Annotated in this window: 23 protein-coding genes and 1 pseudogene; 16 read left to right on the top strand and 8 right to left on the bottom strand. The window is 72.4% G+C overall.

The genetic code is table 11. The annotated features are described in order from the left end of the window. The first annotated feature begins 74 nt into the window (after positions 1-74). The gene (locus OG254_RS02700; protein WP_351197978.1) at positions 75-407 is read left to right on the top strand and encodes an ANTAR domain-containing protein; all 333 of its coding nucleotides are present in this window, start codon (positions 75-77) and stop codon (positions 405-407) included. Between the two features lie 31 nt (positions 408-438). On the opposite strand, the gene OG254_RS02695 is transcribed toward OG254_RS02700, so the two are convergent. After that, a complete protein-coding gene (locus tag OG254_RS02695; protein ID WP_405576946.1) occupies positions 439-1,230 on the bottom strand; it encodes an RNA polymerase sigma factor SigF in 792 nt (263 codons plus the stop codon). A 274-nt stretch (positions 1,231-1,504) separates the two neighbouring features. On the opposite strand from OG254_RS02695, the gene OG254_RS02690 reads away from it, so the two are divergent. The 4 genes from OG254_RS02690 (at position 1,505) to OG254_RS02675 (ending at position 4,335) form a co-directional block, all read left to right on the top strand. Continuing rightward, complete coding sequence (locus OG254_RS02690) at positions 1,505-1,960, top strand: MarR family winged helix-turn-helix transcriptional regulator (RefSeq protein ID WP_405576944.1); 456 nt, start codon at positions 1,505-1,507, stop codon at positions 1,958-1,960. Next, a complete protein-coding gene (locus OG254_RS02685) occupies positions 1,957-2,805 on the top strand; it encodes an ABC transporter ATP-binding protein (protein WP_405576942.1) in 849 nt (282 codons plus the stop codon). The genes OG254_RS02690 and OG254_RS02685 overlap by 4 nt, the downstream gene beginning before the upstream one ends. After that, a complete protein-coding gene (locus OG254_RS02680) occupies positions 2,765-3,625 on the top strand; it encodes an ABC transporter permease (protein ID WP_351197970.1) in 861 nt (286 codons plus the stop codon). Before OG254_RS02685 ends, OG254_RS02680 begins: the two co-directional genes overlap by 41 nt. A 188-nt stretch (positions 3,626-3,813) precedes the next feature. Beyond that, a complete protein-coding gene (locus OG254_RS02675; RefSeq protein WP_405576940.1) occupies positions 3,814-4,335 on the top strand; it encodes a hypothetical protein in 522 nt (173 codons plus the stop codon). Positions 4,336-4,363: 28 nt separating this feature from the next. Here the strand turns inward: OG254_RS02675 and hemC are convergent, their stop codons facing one another. Then, complete coding sequence (gene hemC, locus OG254_RS02670) at positions 4,364-5,299, bottom strand: hydroxymethylbilane synthase (protein ID WP_147997867.1); 936 nt, start codon at positions 5,297-5,299, stop codon at positions 4,364-4,366. A gap of 17 nt (positions 5,300-5,316) precedes the next feature. Then, positions 5,317-6,516, bottom strand: a complete 1,200-nt coding sequence (locus OG254_RS02665) for an MFS transporter (protein WP_405576937.1) — start codon at positions 6,514-6,516, stop codon at positions 5,317-5,319. Between the two features lie 143 nt (positions 6,517-6,659). On the opposite strand from OG254_RS02665, the gene OG254_RS02660 reads away from it, so the two are divergent. Further along, a complete protein-coding gene (locus OG254_RS02660; protein ID WP_405576935.1) occupies positions 6,660-7,667 on the top strand; it encodes a DUF5937 family protein in 1,008 nt (335 codons plus the stop codon). A gap of 19 nt (positions 7,668-7,686) precedes the next feature. Here OG254_RS02660 and OG254_RS02655 read toward each other — a convergent pair whose 3' ends face one another. The 4 genes from OG254_RS02655 to OG254_RS02640 all read right to left on the bottom strand — a co-directional run bounded on the left by OG254_RS02655 (position 7,687) and on the right by OG254_RS02640 (position 11,661). Further along, the gene (locus OG254_RS02655) at positions 7,687-8,463 is read right to left on the bottom strand and encodes an NPP1 family protein (protein WP_405576933.1); all 777 of its coding nucleotides are present in this window, start codon (positions 8,461-8,463) and stop codon (positions 7,687-7,689) included. 142 nt (positions 8,464-8,605) lie between these two features. Further along, complete coding sequence (locus tag OG254_RS02650) at positions 8,606-9,586, bottom strand: ATP-dependent DNA ligase (protein WP_405576931.1); 981 nt, start codon at positions 9,584-9,586, stop codon at positions 8,606-8,608. 74 nt (positions 9,587-9,660) lie between these two features. Then, entirely contained in the window at positions 9,661-10,347 is a 687-nt protein-coding gene (locus OG254_RS02645; protein ID WP_405576929.1) for a response regulator, read from the bottom strand. A 150-nt stretch (positions 10,348-10,497) separates the two neighbouring features. Beyond that, entirely contained in the window at positions 10,498-11,661 is a 1,164-nt protein-coding gene (locus OG254_RS02640; RefSeq protein ID WP_405576927.1) for a histidine kinase, read from the bottom strand. 172 nt (positions 11,662-11,833) lie between these two features. Here OG254_RS02640 and OG254_RS02635 point away from each other — a divergent pair, with 172 nt between their 5' ends. The 10 genes and pseudogenes from OG254_RS02635 to OG254_RS02590 all read left to right on the top strand — a co-directional run bounded on the left by OG254_RS02635 (position 11,834) and on the right by OG254_RS02590 (position 20,467). Then, positions 11,834-12,484, top strand: a complete 651-nt coding sequence (locus tag OG254_RS02635; protein WP_405576925.1) for a TetR/AcrR family transcriptional regulator — start codon at positions 11,834-11,836, stop codon at positions 12,482-12,484. Between the two features lie 83 nt (positions 12,485-12,567). Then, entirely contained in the window at positions 12,568-13,320 is a 753-nt protein-coding gene (locus tag OG254_RS02630) for a response regulator transcription factor (protein ID WP_405576923.1), read from the top strand. A gap of 119 nt (positions 13,321-13,439) precedes the next feature. After that, positions 13,440-14,672, top strand: coding sequence for a cytochrome P450 (locus tag OG254_RS02625; RefSeq protein ID WP_405576921.1), 1,233 nt, complete (start codon positions 13,440-13,442; stop codon positions 14,670-14,672). Between the two features lie 59 nt (positions 14,673-14,731). Continuing rightward, positions 14,732-14,926, top strand: a complete 195-nt coding sequence (locus OG254_RS02620) for a ferredoxin (protein WP_351197948.1) — start codon at positions 14,732-14,734, stop codon at positions 14,924-14,926. Then, positions 14,923-16,104 (top strand): NAD(P)/FAD-dependent oxidoreductase, encoded by a 1,182-nt coding sequence (locus OG254_RS02615; protein ID WP_405576919.1) that lies wholly within the window; start codon positions 14,923-14,925, stop codon positions 16,102-16,104. The genes OG254_RS02620 and OG254_RS02615 overlap by 4 nt, the downstream gene beginning before the upstream one ends. Before the next feature lie 34 nt (positions 16,105-16,138). Beyond that, positions 16,139-16,669 (top strand): MarR family winged helix-turn-helix transcriptional regulator, encoded by a 531-nt coding sequence (locus OG254_RS02610; RefSeq protein ID WP_405576917.1) that lies wholly within the window; start codon positions 16,139-16,141, stop codon positions 16,667-16,669. Positions 16,670-16,749: 80 nt separating this feature from the next. Then, positions 16,750-17,103: pseudogene (locus OG254_RS02605) on the top strand (helix-turn-helix transcriptional regulator); the annotation flags it as partial. An 86-nt stretch (positions 17,104-17,189) separates the two neighbouring features. Then, positions 17,190-17,570 carry a MauE/DoxX family redox-associated membrane protein gene (locus OG254_RS02600; RefSeq protein WP_405576915.1) on the top strand — a complete coding sequence of 127 codons (381 nt, stop codon included), beginning with the start codon at positions 17,190-17,192 and terminating at the stop codon, positions 17,568-17,570. Beyond that, complete coding sequence (locus tag OG254_RS02595) at positions 17,567-18,025, top strand: peroxiredoxin (RefSeq protein WP_147994726.1); 459 nt, start codon at positions 17,567-17,569, stop codon at positions 18,023-18,025. Before OG254_RS02600 ends, OG254_RS02595 begins: the two co-directional genes overlap by 4 nt. Before the next feature lie 108 nt (positions 18,026-18,133). Continuing rightward, the gene (locus tag OG254_RS02590; protein ID WP_405576912.1) at positions 18,134-20,467 is read left to right on the top strand and encodes a SpoIIE family protein phosphatase; all 2,334 of its coding nucleotides are present in this window, start codon (positions 18,134-18,136) and stop codon (positions 20,465-20,467) included. Here OG254_RS02590 and OG254_RS02585 read toward each other — a convergent pair whose 3' ends face one another. After that, on the bottom strand, positions 20,468-20,902 hold the full coding sequence (locus OG254_RS02585; RefSeq protein ID WP_405576910.1) for a cupin domain-containing protein: 435 nt from the start codon (positions 20,900-20,902) through the stop codon (positions 20,468-20,470). Between the last annotated feature and the right edge of the window lie 102 nt (positions 20,903-21,004).

Raw genomic sequence — 21,004 nt, 5'->3', positions numbered from 1 at the left:
CGGTGGACCGAAACGGGCGATGTCCGTCCTCGCGTTCACTGGCACCCGACCGGCGAAGCGACGACGATGGAGGCGTGGCACCGGTACCGAACGAGCCTGCCGACGAGACCGACCGGATTCTCGAACTGGAAGCGGAAGTCCACCAGCTCAAGGAGGCGGTCGTCTCGCACGCCGTCGTGGACCAGGCGATCGGCATGGTCGTCGCGCTGGGCCGGGTGGCGCCGGACGAGGGATGGGCGGTGCTGAAGGAGGTCTCCCAGCACACGAACATCAAGCTCCGCCATGTCGCGGAACTGATCCTCGTCTGGGGCAGGGACGGCCGGATGCCGCCCGAGATCCGCTTCGAGCTCGAAGAGGCCCTGGAGCGTCACGGCCCGACGCAGATCCCGGGGGCGGCACAGGAGTGAGGGCGCGGCGCCGGCTCACCCTTCGGGGGGCTCACCGGGCTTCGGCGAGCAGTTCCTCACGCAGGTGCGCGAAACAGCCGCTGAGCAGCCGGGAGACATGCATCTGTGAGATCCCGAGCTGGCACGCGATGCGGCTCTGCGTCATCCCGCCGAAGAAGCGGAGGTAGAGGATCGTCCGCTCACGCTCCGGAAGCCGTTGCAGACACGGCCCGACGGAGACACGGTCGATGACCACCTCGAACGCCGGATCCGGACCGCCGATCGCGTCCCCCAGCGCATAGCCGTCCGTCCCCGGCATCTCCGCCTCCAGCGACAGCGCGGAGAAGCACTCCAGCGCCTCCATGCCGGTGCGGACCTCGTCCTCGCTCAGGTGCGCGTGGTCCGCTATCTCGGCAACGGTGGGGGCCCGGCCCGGGGTCTGCTGCGACAGCTCCTTCGTGGAGCTGCGGACCCGGTTGCGCAGGTCCTGGACCCGGCGCGGCACGTGCAGCGTCCACATGTGGTCGCGGAAGTGCCGCTTGATCTCACCGGTGATGGTGGGCACGGCGTACGCCTCGAAGGCGTGGCCGCGGTCCGGGTCGTAGTGGTCGACGGCCTTCACCAGGCCCAGCGCGGCCACCTGGTACAGGTCCTCCAGGGACTCGCCGCGGCCCTTGAACCGGACGGCGATCCGCTCGGCCATGGGCAACCAGGCCTCAACCAGCTCGTCCTTGAGCGCCTTGCGCTGCGGCCCCTCGGGCAGTCCCACGAGTCGGGCGAACGCTTCGGCGGTGTCGGGGGCGTCGTCGTGCGGGTGCTGCTTCGTTCTGGTGGCGGCACTCATCCGTGCGCACCTCCCTCAGCAGGTGCTGACTGGACAGCATGGGAGGCGCGCACCCGGACCACAGGGAGGACACCCAGGGGCCTGGTGGGTCGGCTCCCACGGACGTGCCTCCTGTCCGAAGCACATAAACCCATATTCCCGTCCCAGAAGAACCAGAAACACATTTCGTGAATGCGACTACGCGTCACGGCGAAGTGACTGTGCGTCCGGCCGATCGGGCGGACTTGACCCTGCCTTGGTTCATTACCTCTGCTACAGAGGTAATGTCGGTGACGTGGATCAGGAGACCTTCCCCGAGGAGCTGGCGGACGCGCTCGTCGGCGTCCAGCGGCTGATCCGGCGCAGGCTGCGCCGGGAGATGCCCGCCCCGCCGCTGCGTACCGCCGAGGTGGAGCTGCTGCGGCTGGTCGCGCAGCGGCCCGGCATCAGGATCTCGGAGGCCGCCAAGGAGCTGTACCTGGCGGGCAATTCGGTGTCCACGCTGGTCAACCAGCTGGCCCGGCAGGGCTGTCTGGTGCGCGAGACGGACCCGGCCGACCGGCGCGCCGCCCGACTGCTGCCCACCCCCGCGGCCGAGGCCCGGCTCGGCGAATGGCGCAGACGGCGCGCGGATCTCGTACGGCGCCAGGTGTCCCGCCTCGACGAGGCGGACCGCGAGACGCTGCTCGCTGCGGTCCCGGCGCTGCGCAGACTGGCCGACACCCTGCGCGAGGAGGCGGAGCGCCCATGACACGACACGCCGACCAGGCCGTGGCCTGCACCGGGCTCGCCTACGCCTTCGGTGAGACCAACGCCGTGGACGGGCTCGACCTGACGGTGCGCGAGGGCGAGGTCTTCGGGCTGCTCGGTCCCAACGGCGCCGGAAAGACCACCGCGATCCGCTGCATCACCACCCTCCTGCCGGTGCCCGCCGGCATGGTCCGCGTCTTCGGGCACGACGCCGCCGACGACCGCATGGCCGTACGCCGTCTGCTCGGCTACGTCCCGCAGCAGCTGTCCGCCGACGCGTGCCTCACCGGCCGCGAGAACGTCGCCCTGTTCGCCCGCGTCTTCGACGTGCCCCGCCGCGAACGCGCCGCACGGGTCGGCCAGGCCCTGGCCGCCGTCGGCCTCGGCGACGCCGCCGACCGGCTCGCGGGCACCTACTCCGGCGGCATGGTCCGCCGCCTCGAACTTGCCCAGGCCCTGGTCAGTGCGCCCCGGCTGCTGATCCTCGACGAACCGACCATCGGCCTCGACCCGATCGCCCGCACCGGAGTGTGGGAGCACATCGGCGCCGTGCGCGCCGCCACCGGCATGACGGTCCTGGTCACCACCCACTACATGGACGAGGCCGACCAGTACTGCGACCGGGTCGGCCTGATGCACCACGGCCGCATCCGGGCCCTCGGCACCCCGGCCGAGCTCAGAGACGGGCTCGGCGCCCGCAGGCGCGCCGCGGGGGCGGCCGACACCGACCCGCTGCCCACGCTGGAGGACGTCTTCCGCGACATCGCCGGCAGCGGACTCGACGAAAATTCAGGAGACTTCCGCGATGTCCGAAGCACCCGCCGCACCGCCCGCCGCGTCGGCTGACCCGGCCCACCCCGGCGGCATCGACCTGCTGCTGCGGCCGCCCGTGCCCCGCGCCGGCTGGCGGGTGCTGCCCGCCCGCGTCGCGGCCATGTGCGCCGTCGAACTCCAGAAGCTGCGCCACGACCGCACCGAGCTGTACACCCGCGCGGTCCAGCCCGCCCTCTGGCTGCTGATCTTCGGCCAGACCTTCACCCGCATCAAGGCGATCCCCACCGACGGCATCCCCTACATCGACTACCTCGCCCCCGGCATCATCGCCCAGTCCGCGATGTTCATCGCCATCTTCTACGGCATCCAGATCATCTGGGAGCGCGACGCCGGCATCCTGAACAAGCTGCTCGTCACCCCCACCCCGCGCTCGGCCCTGATCACCGGCAAGGCGTTCGCGGCCGGGGTGAAGTCCCTGATCCAGGCCGTCGTCGTGATCGTCATCGCCGCGCTGCTCGGCGTCGCGCTGACCTGGAACCCGCTGAAGCTGCTCGGGGTCGCCGCGGTCGTCGTCCTCGGCTCCGCCTTCTTCTCCTGCCTCTCGATGACCATCGCCGGCGTCGTCCTCAGCCGCGACCGGCTGATGGGCTTCGGGCAGGCCATCACGATGCCGCTGTTCTTCGGCTCCAACGCCCTCTACCCGCTGTCCGTGATGCCGGGCTGGCTCCAGGCCGTCAGCAAGGCCAACCCGCTCAGCTACCAGGTGGACGCCCTGCGCGGCCTCCTCCTCGGCACCCCCGCCCACCTCGCGCTCGACTTCGCCGTCCTGCTCGTGGCCGCCGCGCTCGGCATCGCCGCGGCGTCCTCGCTGCTGGGCCGGCTGGCTCGCTGATCTTGGCGCGGAACGTGATGTGCGGCACGTGGGTGAAGCCTTCCGGACGGCCCCGGCGTCGATTCTTCCTGCCCACGGCTTGATCGGTGATCAAGGGTGCGAATGGGCTGGCCACAGCGCATTCTGCTCATTTGACAGTGCACTGAGCGCAAAGATAGGAAGCAGCTCTCTGGGTCGAGAGGTGGATTGTGTACGAGCCGAACGTGGTCGGGGACTGGCACGAGTACGACGAGCATGCCGGTCTGCGTGTCCGCGTCCACGGCCTGGCAGCCGCGGAGCCGCCGCGCGGACGGGACGACGCCGCCGAGGGGCTGACGTACTTCAGGCTCCGGGTCACCGTCGAGAACCGCGGCGAGCGGCACCTCGGCATCCACCTGGAGGACGGCCAGATCGACGTGCGGATCGGCGGCGACGGCGAGGCCGCGTTCATCGACTGGCGCAACTCGCAGTTCATCGAGGGCTTCGACGTCTACCCGCTGCGCCGGGCCACCGCCGTGCTGTACGCGGCCGGTCCGGAAGCGAGCCTGAGCCAGGTCGACGTGCAGATCCAGCTGCGGGTCGAGGAGGAGTGGGCGGACCGCCGGCTGTGGACCGGCGGCCTCGGCCTTCAGGAGGGTTGCGCCGGCGTCCACGCCGCCGCCCTGCGGGACGGCCTCGCGCTCCAGGTCAGCAACTTCCTGCGGGACCAGGCCGAAGAGGGCACCGCCTGACGCGCGAGCCCCTTCGGGGTCGGTCGGCTCAGTGCGGGATGCCGTCGATGATCTCGCGGGCGCCCTGACGCAGCAGCGCCACCGCGACCGACGTACCCAGCGTGGCCGGATCCAGTCGGCCGGCCCACTCGTGGGCGTTCAACCGCGTCTTGCCCTCCGGGGTGAACACACAGGCCCGCAGGGACAGCTCGCCGCCCCGGTCCACGCGCGCGTACCCCGCGATCGGGCTGTTGCAGTGCCCCTGCAGGACGTGCAGGAACATGCGCTCGGCGGTGGCCTCCCGATAGGTGTCCGGGTCGCCGAGGCCGCTCACGGCGTCGATGAGTTCGCTGTCGCCCTCCCGGCACTGCAGCGCGAGGATGCCCGCGCCGATCGGCGGCATCATCACCTCGGGGGAGAGGACCTCGCTGATCACGTCGGTCCGCCCGATGCGCTCCAGGCCGGCCACCGCCAGCAGCAGCGCGTCCGCGTCACCGGCCGCGAGCTTCTCCAGCCGCCGGTTGGCGTTGCCGCGGAACGGCACGCACTGCAGGTGCGGGTGGGTGGCCGCCAGCTGGGCGACCCGGCGCACCGAGGAGGTGCCGATGCGAGTGCCGGCCGGCAGCTCGTCCAGCGTGAGCCCGCCGGGGTGGATGAGTGCGTCCCGGATGTCGTCCCGCTTCAGGAACGCGGCGAACGTCGTCCCCGCGGGCAGCGGCCGGTCGGCCGGGATGTCCTTGACGCAGTGCACGGCGAGGTCGGCCTCGCCCGCGAGCAGCGCGGCGTCGACCTCCTTGGTGAACGCGCCCTTCCCCTCGACCTGGGACAGGTCGCCCATCCACTTGTCACCGGTCGTCTTCACGGGCACGACCTCGGTGCGCACACCCGGGTGCAGGGCCGCCAACTCGGCGCGGACGCGCTCCACTTGGGCGAGCGCCATCGGCGAGTCGCGGGAGACGATGCGGATCAGTTCAGGGACGGACATGCGGACACGATAGACCGTCACAACTCCGCATTCGTACGCCACGGCCCGATTCCCGCCCCGTCCCGCGCCCGCCCCGGCCGGGTCTGCACCACCAGCGCGGCCACCGTGAACAGCCCGCCGGCCAGGAACGTGCCCCGCACTCCCACCACGGGCAGCAGCGCGCCCCCGAGCAGCGCGCCGGCGGCGATGCCCACGTTGTAGGCGGCCGAGTTGGCCGCGAGGGCGGTCTCGGTGCGGCCCGGCGCCACCCGCAGCACCCGGCTCTGCGTCGCCATGAAGACGGTCGCGACCGAGGCGCCAAGCACCATGATCAGGGCCACGCTCGCCACCGGGACATGGCCCGTCGCCCACAGGCCGAGCAGCGCCACCGCCTGGGCCGCCACCGGCACGGTCAGCGTGGCACGCGGGAAGCGGTCGAGGAGCGGCCCGGTCACGGCGACGCCCGCCAGCGCCGCCCCGCCGAACGCGAGCAGCACCGCACTCACCGCGCCCTCGCCGAACCCGCTCACCTCGTCGAGGAACGCGACGACATAGGTGAACCCGGCGAAGGCACCGGTCACCGACAGGGCGGTCACCGCCATAACGGTGCGAAACCCGCGCCGGTCGGGGGCGGCGCCGTATGCGGCGTGACCGTCCTGCGGGCGGGACGTCGGCAACAGCGCGGCGATCGTCACCAGCGAGACGAGCGCGAGCACCCCGAGCAGGACGAAGGGCGTGCGCCAGCCGGTGTGCCCGCCCAGCCAGGTCCCGGCCGGAACGCCGGCCACCGTGGCCAGGGATCCGCCCACGGACAGCAGCCCGATGACCCGCCCCCGGCGCTCGGGCGCGAACATGCCGACCGCGACCGGCCCCATCACCGACCAGAACACCGCCTGCGCCAGCGCCGTCGCCACCCGCGCCGCCAGCAGGACCCCGTACGACACGCCGCCCAGCGCCGACACCCAGCTCGCCACGGCGAGCAGCCCCAGGATCCCCGTGAGCAGATACCGGCGCGGCACCGACCGGGTGACCTGGAGCGGGAGCGAGGCGACCGCCACCGTCAGGCCGTACCCGGTGACCAGGGCGCCCACGGCGGTGAGCGTCACCCGCAGATCGTCCGCCATGAGCGCGAGCAGCCCGACCGGCAGGTTCTCCGTGGTGTTGAAGGTGAACGCCGCCAGCATCAGCGCCGCGACAACGGCGCCGCGCCGCCACGCCTTCGGACCTGTCCCGCCCATCCGACCGCCCTTTTCCGACTGGGGTGTTGGGGGCCAGCGTGCGGGGGCGCGGTCGGTGCGCTCTACTCTTTCGGTCCGGGACGAATCACTCGGTCCGACGGATCTCCCGGCCCGATGCTTCGCCGCTCACGACGGGGGTCGCCATGCCGCTCGCACTGCGCCTCGGCAGTGACGATCTGACGCGCTGCCGGTTCGCCATCTCGCCGCTGTGCCAGACCCACGAGGCGCTGCGGATGCTCCGCCGGCCCGCCCGGCACGGCTATCACCGCGGCTGGCTGCGCCGCATGGGCCGTACGCTCGCCGGGCTCGACCTGACGCCGCTGTGGCTGTTCGTCCCGCCCGCCGGCGGCTACACCCCGGACTTCCTGGGCGCGCCCCCGGGGGAGCCGTACCCGTCGTTCGAGGACGAGCTGGCCCGTATGCGCGCCACCGACCCGGCCCTGGCGCACACGGAGATGGCGCGCTCGCTGGCCTGCACCCCGGGACTCGCCCAGTCGCGGCGGGGGCGTGCAGCGCTCGACGACCCCGCCGTCACCGTCCAGCGGCTGGCCGATCTCACCGAACGGGCCTGGCACGCGTTGCTCGCCCCGGACTGGCCGCGGCACCGTGCCGTACTGGAGGCGGACATCGCGCACCGCTCGCGCCGGGCGGCCGACGGCGGCCTCGACGCGCTGCTGACCGGCCTGCACCCGTCCGTCGACTGGGCCGACCACACCCTCACCCTGCGCCGCTACGCCGAGTTGGCGGACGCCCAACGCCCGGACGGCAGGGGCCTGCTGCTCATGCCGAGCGTCTTCGTGTGGCCGGACGTGGTCAGCGGCTTCGCCCAGCCCTGGCAGCCGACTCTCATCTATCCCGCCCGCGGCATGGGCCATCTGTACGCCGACCCGCCGCCGCGTCCACCGCGGGCGCTCGCCCGGCTGCTCGGCCACCGGCGGGCGGCCGTCCTCGCCGGGCTCACCGCGCCCTCTTCGACCACGGATCTGGCCCGCCGTCACGGTCTGGCCCCGTCGACCGTGTCGGCCCACCTGTCGACCCTGCGGGAGGCCGGGCTGCTGGAGTCCCGGCGCCGGAGCCACCATGTCCTGTACGCACGAACGCCCCTGGGCGACGCCCTCGTGGAAGGGGACGTCGGCCCAGGGGCCGGTTGACCGTGGACCGCCCGATGGATCAGGCGTTGGGGTCGAACGAGATGCCGGACGGCTTCGCCGAGGACAGGTGGGACGCGAAGTTGCCGTCCTTCAGGCCGAAGTTGGCGCTGCCCCAGTTGGCCGCGACCAGCTTGTCACGGACGCCCGAGGGGTAGCCGTTCCAGCCGACCAGCGGCGGGTACTGCCAGGTGCCCTCGTGGTTCTCCGGCGGTTCGTCGTTCGAGTTGGCCAGCCGGAAGCAGTGCGTGCTGATGCCGTCCTTGTGGTACACGATCTTGGCGTGCGTACCGTCGAAGCGCACCGAGGACGCGGCGTGGACCGTGAACGAACCGTGGTTGGACGTCGACACGTACTGCACCGCGTTGTTCTGCACCCACACCACGACGTGCTCCCAGTCGTGCCGGTGCCCGCCGATGCTGCTGCCCGCGACGGCCTGGTCCTTCTCGAAGTACAGGCCGTACAGGTAGGCGCACCAGCCGTTGTTGCACTTGTAGCGCGAGTACGCGTTGGTGTTGTCCAGGTCCGAGGCGTCACGGCAGCTGCCGTTGAGCGCGCCCGTCGGGTTGAGGCCGCCGTTGAGGGTGCCGTCGGGGCCGATGGCGGGCGTGGAGTAGCAGCCGTCCGTGTCGTAGTCGAAGGCGGGCTGGTACGTCTGCTCGGCCGCCTCGGCGTTGGCGGCCAGGGCCCCCGGCGGGGCGGCGAAGGCGATGCTGGGGAAGGCGATGACGAGCGCGGCGGCACCGGCAAGACCGGTGAGCCATCTGTTGCGGTGCGTGCGGAACGTCTGTGACGACACAGCGTCTCCTCGGGATCCGGGCGCAGCCCAACGGCTGTGGGGGGAAGGGGAGTTCAGGATCCCGGTATTCCACTTACGCGCCAAGAGTCACGGGCGTACCAATGGTGAAGGACAGCGCAACAGTTGCCGCCGAACCTGTGAGTCAGGCGTCGTCGCGAAGGTGGGCCGCCGAGTCCTGCGGCGCCAGGTCCGGCCTGAGCCGCAGCCACGACGGCTGGCGCAGCAACCCGGACCGGGTACGCACGCTGTAGCGCACCTCGCCCACCAGCCGGGGCACCACCCAGCGCGCGTTCGCCACGTGCGGCACGGGATCGAAGGGGCACACGTCCGTCGCGCCGGCCCGCAGCAGTCCGGCGAGCTCGGTCCGCTCGGCCTCGCTCCAGCCGGTGCCCACGCCGCCGACGTAGCGCAGCCGCCCGTCGGCCGCGAACTGCCCGACCAGGAGAGAGCCCGGCAGGCCCGCGATGCGTCCCTTGCCGGGCAGCCAGCCGCCGACGATCACGTCCTCGCTGTGCATGTTGCGGATCTTGATCCAGGCGCGGGAGCGCACCCCGGGTTCGTACAGGGAGTCCAGCCGCTTGCACACCAGCCCCTCAAGGCCGTGCTCGCGGGTGGCTTCCAGCGCCTCGGTGCCGTGCCCCACGACAGCGCCCGGCGTCGACCAGTACTCCCCGCTCAGGCTCAGCTCCTCCAGCCGCCCCCGTCGCCGGGAGTAGGGGACCTTGACCAGTGAGCGGCCCGCCAGGTGCATCACGTCGAACAGCACCAGATGGACGGGAGTCCGCGCGGCCATCCGGGCGGCCCGCGCGGGGGCGTGCGCCAGGCCCATGCGGGATTGCAGCAACTGGAAGTTCGCACGCCCTTGTTCGTCCAGCGCCAGGATCTCCCCGTCCAGTACGGCAGCCGTGCTGCCGAGCGCGTCACCGAGCGGCCGCAGTTCGGGGTAGGCGGCGGTGATGTCGTCCCCGGAACGGGCGCGCAGCAGCAGGGTGCCGTCCCCTTGCAGATAGACCACCGCGCGCTGGCCGTCCTGCTTGGTCTCGTACGCCCAGCGCGCGTCCTGCGCGGTGGGCGGGAGGGTGCCGGGCGTGGCGAGCATGGGAGGGATCAGCGGCAGGGTCACGGGTCAGTTCTCGACGGCCTTGCCCTCCGTCACGCACCCGGGACGTCGATTTCCCCTGATCGGCGGCCCGGACGTCACCGGTCCCCGTTCGGCGGAACGGCTCGCACCAGACCCGACTGATAGGCCATCACGACGAGTTGGGCACGGTCGCGGGCGCCCAGCTTCGTCATGGCACGGTGCACATGGGTGCGCACGGTCAGCGGGCTGACGTACAGCTTCTCGGCGATCTCCTCGTTGGAGTGGCCCTCGGCCACCCAGGCCATCACCTCCCGCTCCCGGGCGGTGAGCGCGGTCAGGTTCTCCGGGCCGGCCGACTGGGCGCTCTCGGCGGGGGAGGCCAGGAACCGGGTGATCAGGGTGCGGGTCGCGGTGGTGGAGAGCAGGGACTCACCGGCGGCCACCGTGCGGATGCCGTCGAGCAGCACGTCCGCGGTGACGTCCTTGCCGAGGAAGCCGCTCGCCCCGGCCCGCAGCGCCTGCGCCACGTACTCGTCGATCTCGAACGTGGTCAGGATCAGCACCCGCACCGCCGTGAGGTCCGGGTCGGCGCAGATCGCGGACGTCGCGGCCAGCCCGTCGGTGCCGGGCATGCGGATGTCCATCAGCACCACGTCGGGGCGGTGGGTCCGGGCGAGGTCGGTGGCCTCGGCGCCGTCGGTGGCCTCGGCGACCACCTCCATGTCCGCGCAGGAGTCGATCAGGATCCGGAAGGTGGCCCGCAGCAGGGCCTGGTCGTCGGCGAGTAGTACGCGGATCGTCATAAGAGGGGGATCTTCCGGTTCCGGGGCGGTCGGGAACAGTTTCCAGGGAACATCCCGGCATGTCGTCGTGCCGCTGCCGACAAGCCGGTACTCGGAACGCAGTACGCCCCCGTCCCGGAGCTCATCCCCGAGGGGGAGCCGAGGCGGCGCTCACCACACGCACGGCAGCTCCACCTCGATCACGGTGGGCCCCCCGACCGGACTCGACACCCGGACGGTCCCGTCGAGCGCCGCGACCCGCCGCCGCACCCCGAGCAGCCCCGACCCGCCCGACTCGTCCACCCCGCCGCGGCCCTCGTCGGCCACCGCGACCCGCAGTCCGCGCCTGGTCCGCACGAGGCGGACCGCGGCGGTGGGGGAGCCGCTGTGCTTGGCCGCGTTGGTCAGCGCCTCCGCCACCACGAAGTAGCCGGCCGCCTCCACCGCCGCGGGCGCCCTGGGGAACGCCGCGCCGTCGTCCTCCAGCCCGTCCACGTCCACGCTGACCCGCAGCCCGGACCCGGCGGCAAGCGCCCGCACGGCACCGGTCAGCCCCCGGTCGGTCAGGATCGGCGGATGGATGCCGCGCACCACGTCGCGCAGCTCGGCCAGGGCCTCCTCGGCCTGCTCCTGAGCGCCGTCCAGCAGCTTGCGCGCGGCGTCCGGATCACGGTCGTAGGCCCGCTTGGCCAGGCCGATCCGCAGGGACAGGGACACCAGCCGCGCCTGCGCCCCGTCGTGCAGGTCCCGCTCGATCCGGCGCAGCTCGGCGCCGTGCGCGGCGATCGCGTCGGCCCGGGTCGCGGTCAGCTGCTCGACCCGGGCGGCCAGCAGCGCCTGCGGCGAGGGCCTCAGCAGCGCGGTGGACCAGCGGGCCTCCAGATCCGCCAGGCGCACGATCCAGGGCAGCATCACGGCCCGCCGGCGCAGCAGCCCGCACCCCACGCCGTCCACGACCAGGCCGACCGGCCACAGCGGCAGGGCGAGCAGGACCAGCGCGCCGTAGACGTAGTAGGCGAGCATCCAGCGCAGATCGGTGAGCGTGCCGGGATCGCGCACGGCGGTGCGCAGCCGTTCGGTCAGCGGTCCGTCGATGGTCCGGTACGCCTCGGGGATCTCCCGCCCCGTCCGGGCGGCGGTCAGGCGCCGTTTGGCCCCGGCGATGCGGCGCAGGAGGATCACGGTCTCCGGCAGCAGCCAGCAGCCGACCACCGCGAGGGTGCCGACGGCGGTGATCAGCAGCACGGTGATGAAGAGGTACATCCCGAAGGCCATCGCGGCGGCGACCAGAAGATGGACCGTCGCGCGCCCGGCCTCGCGCATCGTCGCCCGCATGCCTCTCACGCCAGGCGGCCCGAGTGCAGGTACCCGGGGTGCAGGTGCAGCCCGCTCCACCATGCTCACATCCCGTTCAATCAATTGACTTAGATTGTAGGGAGGTGAAACCGCGGCGGCTCGAGGGACTGGCCGCCGACGGGTGGTGCGAAGTCCCGGTGCGGTGGTGATCATGGCAGGCAGGACGCTGCGCGAGGAGCAGGCAGGCGCGACCCGGGAGCTGCTCCTGACCGCGGCCGAGCGGCTCTTCGCCGAACACGGCGTGTACGCGGTGTCCAACCGCCAGGTCAGCGAGGCCGCCGGACAGGGCAACAACACCGCCGTCGGCTACCACTTCGGCACCAAGACCGACCTCGTCCGCGCCATCGTCCGCAGACACTCCACGCGCATCGAGGAGATCCGCGCCCGCCTGGTCGCCGACCTGACGGACCCGGACGACGTCCGCGGCTGGGTGGACTGCCTGGTCCGCCCCTCCCTCGAACACCTCGCCGCGCTCGGCAGCCCCACCTGGTACGCGCGGTTCTGCGCCCAGGTCGTCGCCGACCCGGCGCTGCACCGGATCATGGTCGAGGAGGCCCTCACCTCCCCGTCCCTCCAGGCGATCATCGACGGCCTGAACCGATGCCTGCCCGACCTCCCGGCCGAGGTCCGCGCCGAACGCGGCGAGATGGTCCGCCATCTGATCGTCCACGTGGCCGCCGAGCGCGAACGCGCCCTCGCCGAGCACACCCTCACCCCCCGGTCCACCTGGGACGACGCCGCCACGGGCATCACCGACGCCGTCGTCGGCATGTGGCTGGCACCCGTCACCCCCGGCCGCTGACGCACCGCACGAAGGAGGACGACCGTGACAGCGACCCTCGGCGGACGGGGCCGGTTATGACACCCCGGCGGACGGCGCCACCGGTGGACGACCCCACCCACGACAGACCCGCCCTCGCACGCGGTGCCGGCCAGCACGTCCTGGTCGTCGCGGGCGAACCCGACCTCGCCGAACTCCTCACGACCACACTGGAGTTGGCCGGGTACCGGATCAGCCTCAGTGGCTCCGGCGCCGAGGCCGTGGCGCGTGTCGCAGGGCGCCGCTTCGACCTGGTCGTCTTCGACACCGACGTACCGGACCGGGCGGACTTCGACCGGGAGCGCCGGCCCGAACTGCCGTACCGCCCGCCCGTCCTGCTGCTCACCGGGTGCGACTCCCTGGAGCGGCTCGTGCCCGAACTCGGCCCGGGGAGGCGGGACTACGTCACCAAGCCCTTCCGGGTGGCCGAGGTCCTCGCCAGGATCCAGGTCCTGCTGCGCGACGCCCGCCCCGGCCGGCCCCGCGGCAATCCACTGCGCTACGGCGATCTCGTCCTGGACGACACCGTGTGCCGGGCGCGACGAGGGACGCGGGCCCTCGAACTCACGCCCGCGGAGTACCGGTTGCTGCGCCAGCTCCTGGTCAACGCGCACCGGGTGCTGTCCAAGGTGCAGATCGGCCGCTACGTGTGGGGCGAGCACCGCGGCGACAACGCGATCGAGCAGCTCGTCTCCCGGTTGCGCCGCAAGGTGGACCGGGACGCCCCGGCGCTGATCCACACGCGCCGGGGCTTCGGTTACTGGCTGGGCGGGGCCCGCGAGGACTCCCCCGATTCACCTGCGACAAGCGTCGGTTGAGAGCGCCAGTGTGATCTGGGCCACGTCAGTGTCCTGTCAGGAAACTGACCGGAAGGCGTCAGACCCCTCTGTTTGCATGTGCTCATCGATGCCGACCCCCCCCACATCCGAGGTGAACCATGGCCGACACCCTCACCGGTCGCACGCCCGAGGCGGCGGACGCCGTTCCTGACTTCCCGATGCCCAGGGAGTCCCGCTGCCCCTTCGACCCGCCGCCCGCGCTGAAGGACCTTCAGGAGGAGGGGCCGCTCACCAAGGTGCGGCTGTGGGACGGCAGCGAGTCGTGGCTCGTGACCCGGTACGCCGAGCAGCGCGCCCTGCTGGGCGACCCGCGCGTCAGCGCCGACACCGACCAGCCGGGCTATCCCACCAAGGCCGGCCCCGAGGCCGGCGAGGGCAAGCTCAGCTTCATCATGATGGACGACCCCGAGCACGCCCGGCTGCGCCGGATGGTCACGGCGCCGTTCGCCGTCAAGAAGGTCGAGGCGCTGCGGCCCGCCGTGCAGCGCATCGTGGACGACCTGATCGACGACATGCTGGCCGGCCCCGCCCCGGTCGATCTGGTGGACGTGTTCGCCCTGCCGATCCCGTCGCTGGTCATCTGCGAGCTGCTGGGCGTGCCGTACGAGGAGCACGACTTCTTCCAGGAGCACACCAAGACCATGGTCCGCACGACGGCCACGCCCGAGGAGCGGGGCGCGGCGAGCCGTGAGGTCGCGGGCTACCTCGCCGGTGTCCTGGGCAAGCGGATCGCCGAGCCGCAGGACGATCTGCTGTCGGGCATCGCCGCGCGGATCACCGCAGGCGAACTCACCCACCAGCAGGCGACCGAGATGGCTCTGCTCCTGCTGATCGCCGGCCACGAGACCACCGCGAACATGATCGCGCTCGGCACCCTGGCCCTGCTCCAGCACCCCGAGCAGCTCGCCCTGCTGCGCGAGAGCGACGACCCGAAGTTCGTCGCCGGGGCTGTCGAGGAACTCCTGCGCTACCTGCACATCACCCACCTCGGCAGGCGCCGGGCGGTCACCGAGGACATCGAGATCGCGGGCCGGGTGATCAAGGCCGGCGAGGGCGTCATCATGGTCAACGAGATCGGAAACCGCGACCCCGAGGTCTTCGCCGACCCCGACCGCCTGGACATCACCCGCGACGCCCGCCGCCACGTCGCCTTCGGCTTCGGCGTCCACCAGTGCCTGGGCCAGCCCCTGGCCCGCATGGAACTCCAGGTCGTCTACGGCACCCTCTACAAGCGCATCCCGACCCTGAAGCTCGCCTGCGCACTGGAGGACGTCCGCTTCAAGACCGACGCGTTCATCTACGGCGTCCACGCACTTCCCGTGTCCTGGTGACAGCTCCTCACCACCCGCAGGAACGAACCACCCCCACGCCCCAGGAAGGGAACCCGATCATGAAGGTGGAGCTGGAAGCCGACAAGTGCGTCGCGTCCGGACAGTGCGTGCTCGCCGCGATGGACGTCTTCGACCAGGACGACGACGGCATCGCGGTCCTGCTCGACGAGCGGCCCGCGGCCGAACACCTCGACGGAGTCCGGGAAGCCGTGGCGATCTGCCCGGCCGCCGCGATCCGGCTGGTGGACCAGTGAGGCGCATCGTCGTCGTGGGTGCCTCGGCCGCCGGACTCGCGGCGGCCGAGACGCTCCGTCGCGAGGGCTACGACGGCACCCTCACCCTCGTCGGCGACGAACCGCAGGCCCCGTACGACCGCCCGCCCCTGTCCAAGCAGCTGCTGTCCGGCGAGTGGGAACCCGAGCGGCTGGACCTGCGCACCCCCGCCGACCTGGCCGGACTCGACCTCGACCTGCGCCTCGGCACACCCGCGACGGGCCTGCGACTCGCCGACGCCGAGGTGGAGTTGGCCGACGGCTCGACCGCGGCGTACGACGGCCTGATCGTCGCCACCGGGGTACGCCCGCGCCGGCTGCCCGGGGAGGGCGGGCACGTGCTGCGCACCCTGGACGACGCGGTGCGGCTGCGGGACCGGCTGGCTCCGGGCAAGCGGCTCGTCGTGGTCGGTGCCGGGTTCCTCGGGGCCGAGGCCGCCGCCGTCGCCCGGCGGCTGGGCTGCGAGGTGACGCTTCTCGAACCCGCCCCGGTCCCGCTCGCCCATGCCGTCGGCACCGAGGTCGGCGAAGTGCTCACGAGCGCCCACCTGGAACGGGGGATCGACCTGCGCTGCGGGGTCACCGTGACCGAGGTGACCGGGCACGGGGTGCGGCTGGCCGACGGTGAACTGGTCGAGGCCGACGAGGTGTTGGTCGCCGTCGGCTCCCTGCCCAACACCGACTGGCTCGACGGCAGCGGGCTCACCGTCGGCGACGGCGTCGTCTGCGACGCGTACTGCGAGGCCGCGCGCGGCGTGTACGCCGCCGGGGACGTCGCCCGCTGGTACAACCCCCTGTTCGGGACGTCGATGCGGATCGAGCACCGCACGAACGCGGCCGAGCAGGGCATGGCGGCCGCCCGCAACCTGCTCGCCGCTCCTCAGGCCCGCAAGCCCTTCGCGCCGGTGCCGTACTTCTGGTCCGACCAGTACGACATGAAGATCCAGGCCTACGGATACCTGCGCGGACACGACGAGGTGGCCGTGGTGGAGGGCGACTTGGCGGAGCGCCGATTCGTCGCCGCGTACCGCACCGGGGAACGGATCACCGGCGCGCTCGCGGTGGGCATGCCGCCGAGGGTGATCCGGCGGTGGCGGCAGGCCATCGCCACCGGTGCGAGCTGGCGCGAGGTGGTGAAGATCGACGCCATCGCAAATTAATTGAGTTACGCAATGAGATGGTAAAGTGGTCGGCATGACCCCACCACCGCTTCCCGAACTCCCCGACACGCCCGCGTCCCCGGAAGTGGTCGAGATCGAGCGCGCGCTCACCCGGATCACCTACCTGAGCACGCGGGCCCGGCAGCACGACCGGTTGATGGCCCTCGCCGGGGTGCCGCTGGACCGGGCCGCCGTGGCGCTGCTGCGTCAGGTCGCCGACTCGGAGCCGCTGCGGCCCGGGGAGCTGGCCGCCCGGCTGGGTGTGGAGGCCTCGCACGTCACGCGCACGGTGCAGCAGTTGCAGAAGTCCGGTTACGTCACCCGCGTCCCGGACCCGCAGGACCGCCGAGCCCAGCGCATCGAGCTCACCGAGGCCGGCCGGCAGGCCGTCGCCCGGGTCCGGGACGCCGGAGCCCGGGGCATGCAGCTCGCCCTGGCCGACTGGACGCCCGAGGAGCTGCGGCAGCTGTCCTCGCTCTTCCACCGCATGGTCGACGACTTCCTCGCCCACGCCATCGACGAGGACGGTGAACACCAGCCGGTGACACCGGCCGGGACCGCCTGACCGGACGCTCACGCGGAGGCCGCGCGAGGCCGCCGCCCGGATGGGTCGGGAGACGCAGCGGCCCGTCCGGGCCAGCTGCGCGCCTCCCCCCCCAGCAGCCCCTGCGGCTGCCCACCCCGACGGATCCACGCCTGGCCGCGGTGTGCGCCCTCGTCCACGCCGACCCGGCCGACACGCGCACCCTCGCCGCGCTCGGCGCCGCGACCGGGGTCGGCGAACGCACTCTCAGCCGGCTCTTCCGCCGCGAGTTCGGCATGACCTTCCCGCAGTGGCGCACCCAGTCACGCCTTTACCACGCGCTGCGTCTGCTCGCCGAGGACACACCCGTCACGACCGTCGCCCACCGCTGCGGCTGGTCCTCCGCGAGCGCCTTCATCGACGTCTTCCGCCGCTCCTTCGGATACACCCCCGGAACCCACAACCGGCGCCCGTAGCAGGGCCGATGAACCGACAGGGGCGGGTGGCAACCCGCGATCTACCCTCCGGTAGCATCCGGCGGCAGGCCATCCAAGGAGGATCCGTGCCCCGGTCCGAACGCTCGCCCCTGCTGCTCGCCGGCCTGCTGGCCGCCTCGGGCGTCGCCCACTTCGCCGTACCGCGCCAGTTCGACGCCGTCGTGCCGCGCACCCTGCCGGGCAAGCCCCGGACCTGGACGTACGCCAGTGGCGCGGCCGAGCTCGCGCTCGCGGCCGGAGTGGCGCTGCCGCGCACCCGCAAGCCCGCCGCACTGGCGGCGGCGGCCTTCTTCGTCGGCGTGTTCCCCGCCAACGTGAAGATGGCCGTCGACTGGCGCAACCGCCCCGCCCCGCAGAAGGCCATCGCCTTCGGCCGGCTGCCGCTCCAGATCCCCCTCGTGCTGTGGGCCCGAGGCATCGCGAAGAACACGGAGGGCCGGGCATGAGCGCACAGCTGAAGGTCGGCGACAAAGTCGAGGACTTCGCGCTGCCGGACGAGACCGGCACCGTCCGCAGCCTCACCGACCTGCTCGCCGAGGGACCGGTCGTGCTCTTCTTCTACCCCGCCGCCCTCAGCCCCGGCTGCACCGCGGAGGCCTGTCACTTCCGTGATCTCGCCGCCGAGTTCGCCGCCGTCGGCGCCCGGCCGGTGGGCATCAGCGGCGACGCCGTCGAACGTCAGCAGCAGTTCGCCGACCGGCACACGCTCGGCATGCCGCTGCTGTCGGATGCGGACGGGACGGTCCGGGAGCGGTTCGGGGTGACGCGCGGCTTCTCGCTGGCCCCCACCAAGCGGGCCACCTTCGTCATCGGCCAGGATCGTGTGCTCCTGGAGGTCGTGCGCAGCGAACTGCGCATGAACACCCACGCCGACCGGGCACTCGCCGCGCTGCGCAAGTGAGCGGACGCTCACGCGGGGTGGCGGCGGCCGCGAGCGCCCAGGTGGCCCAGGGACAGCCGCCCGGCGTCGCGGTTAATGCGGTGCGGCGTAGGACTCATGCTGGAGGTCATGGAGCGCGTCTGCGCCGTGGCGATCCTCGATGCCCAGGGTGTGGTGAAGGGGTGGAGTGAGGGTGCCCGGCGGCTGACCGGCCGCACCGCCGAGGAGGTCGTGGGCCGGCCCGCGCGGGACCTTCTCGCCGAGGAACCGCCGCCCGAGGCCCTGGCCGCCCTGACCGGCACCGCCGTCCTGCGCCACCGCGACGGCTCCCCGGTGCCCCTCACCCTGCGAGCGCATGCGGTGCTCGGCGAGGACGGCGCCGCCGGCGACTTCATGGTCACCGGCGAACCCCCGGGCCCCGCGGAGCCGACGCTGGGCGAGCAGGCCTTCCAGCAGGCGTCGATGTCGATGTCGGTCTTCGACACCCAGCAGCGCTATCTGCGGCTCAACGACGTCGCCTGCCAGGTGATGGGCGTCCCCGAGGACGTCCTCATCGGCCGGGACTTCCCCGAGACCGTGGAGGAGGCCCGGCACAGCCACGGCTTCCACTGGCATCTGCGCCAGGTCGCCGAGACGGGCAGACCGGTCCGCTACGGGAGCTTCACCGGAGCCCCGGCCCTGAACCGCGAGCACGCCTGGAGCATCGAGATGTGGCCGGTGCGAGGCGCCTCCGGCGACGTCGTGGGCACCGCGCTCGCCGCGTTCGACAGTTCCGACCAGTACTGGGCCCGCGAGCGGCTGGCCCTGCTGAACGAGGCGGCCGCCGCCATCGGCACGACCCTGGACGTGGTGCGCACCGCCGAGGAACTGATCGGGATCGTCGTGCCCAGGTTCGCCGACTTCGCCGGCGTGGACCTGTTCGACTGGGTCCTGGACGCGGAGGAACCCCCGGCACTCACCGGCAGCGACATCGCCCTGCGCCGGGTCGCCCACGGCTCCGGCACCGAGGGCACCCCGGAGGCGGCCATCCACCTGGGCGAGGTCGACCTCTACCCGCCCTTCTCACCGCCGGCCCGCGCGATCCTGGAGGGCCGGGTGATCCAGAGCCAGGCGGGCGAGCCCGCGTTCATGCGGTGGATCGCAGAACGCGACGCCCGGGGCCCGGCCGGCCGGCGCCACCGCGTGGGCGCGCACTCGATGATGGCGGTGCCGCTGCGGGCCCGCGGCACCACGCTCGGCGTCGCGGTGGCCGTGCGCATCAGACAGTCGGACGACTACGGCCCCGACGACGCCGTCTTCGCCGAGGAACTCGCCAGCCGGGCCGCCGTCTGCATCGACAACGCCCGCCGCTTCGCCCGGGAACGCACCACCGCGCTCGCCCTCCAGCACAACCTGCTGCCCCGGGGACTGTCCGGGCAGGCGGCCGTCGAGGTGGCCCACCGCTACCGGCCGTCCGGATCGCAGGCCGGCATCGGCGGCGACTGGTTCGACGTGATCCCGCTGTCCGGCAGCCGGGTCGCCCTCGTCGTCGGCGACGTCGTCGGACACGGCATCCCGTCGTCGGCCACCATGGGCCGCCTGTGCACGGCGGTGCGCACCCTCGCCGACGTGGACCTGCCGCCCGACGAGCTCCTCACCCACCTCGACGACCTCGTCACCCACCTCGCCGGTGACGACACCGAGGTCGCCGAACTGGGCGCCACCTGCCTGTACTCGGTCTACGACCCCGTCACCCGCCGGCTCAGCCTGGCCGCCGCCGGTCATCCGCCGCCTGCCGTCGTCCTGCCCGACGGCACCGCGCAGGTCCTCGGCATGAACGCCGGGCCGCCCCTCGGCGTCGGGGGGCTGCCCTTCGAGGCCATGGAGGTGGAGCTTCCCGAGGGCGCCCTGGTCGCCCTGTACACGGACGGTCTCATCGAGGACCGCGACCGCGACATCGACCACGCCACCGCCGAACTGTGCCGCGCGCTGACCGCGCCCGCCGAGAGCCTCGACGCGCTGTGCGACGGAGTGCTGAAGGCCGTCCTGCCGGAGGACCCCAGCGACGACGTGGCCCTCCTGCTCGCCCGCCCCCGGGCCCTGGGCGCCGACCGCATCGCGACCTGGGACGTGGCCCCGGACCCCGAGCACGTGGCGACCAGTCGGCAGGCGGCCACGGACCAGCTGACCGAGTGGGGGCTGGACGAGGCGGCCTTCGTCACCGAACTCGTCGTCAGCGAACTCGTCACCAACGCCATCCGGTACGGCGCACCGCCCATCCAGCTCCGTCTGATCCGTGACCGCACCCTCATCTGCGAGGTCTCCGACGGCAGTTCGACCTCGCCGCATCTGCGCCGGGCCCACGCCTACGACGAGGGCGGACGCGGTCTGCTGCTCGTCGCCCAGCTCACCCAGCGCTGGGGCAGCCGGCAGACCGACAGCGGCAAGACGATCTGGGCGGAACAGCCGCTGCCGCCGGTGTGATCACTCGAACGAGCAGCCCGGGTTCGGCGCGTCCTGGGAGAACGGCGCGCCGTGCGGCAGCACGTACAGCACATCGAGGATCACCGGCGTGTCGCCCTCGTTGCGGCCTATGTGCACATTGCCGGACCCGGCCGGTTCCTTGATGAAACTGCCCTTCGGATAGACGCCGTCCGAGGCGCAGGTGGAGTCGTAGTGGCTGAGGGTGCCCTGCTGGGCGAAGGCGTACAGCGGCCCGTCGTGGTAGTGCCAGCCGGTGGCCTGGCCCGGCGGAATCGTGATCTCCCTGACGATGTAGTCGGTGTCGCCGACGGTCTTCTGACTGATGATCCGGCCGGTCACGCCGGGCCCGGGTGGAGTTGCCTGGGCGGGCCCAGCGACGAGGACGGTGGCGGCGACCACGGCGCCGGTGACGGCGGTGCGGAGCGCGGGGCGCATATCAGGTGCCTCCTGAGGCGAGAGTGGCATTCGCCGTGAACATAGAGGCAGGCAGCGGTAGTTGAGGTCGGAACCACAACATCCACTGATTTCACCGGACCT

It is taken from the genome of Streptomyces sp. NBC_01092, assembly GCF_045039535.1.
Classification (GTDB): Bacteria; Actinomycetota; Actinomycetes; order Streptomycetales; family Streptomycetaceae; genus Streptomyces.
This window is presented reverse-complemented; position numbering and strand designations above follow the sequence as displayed.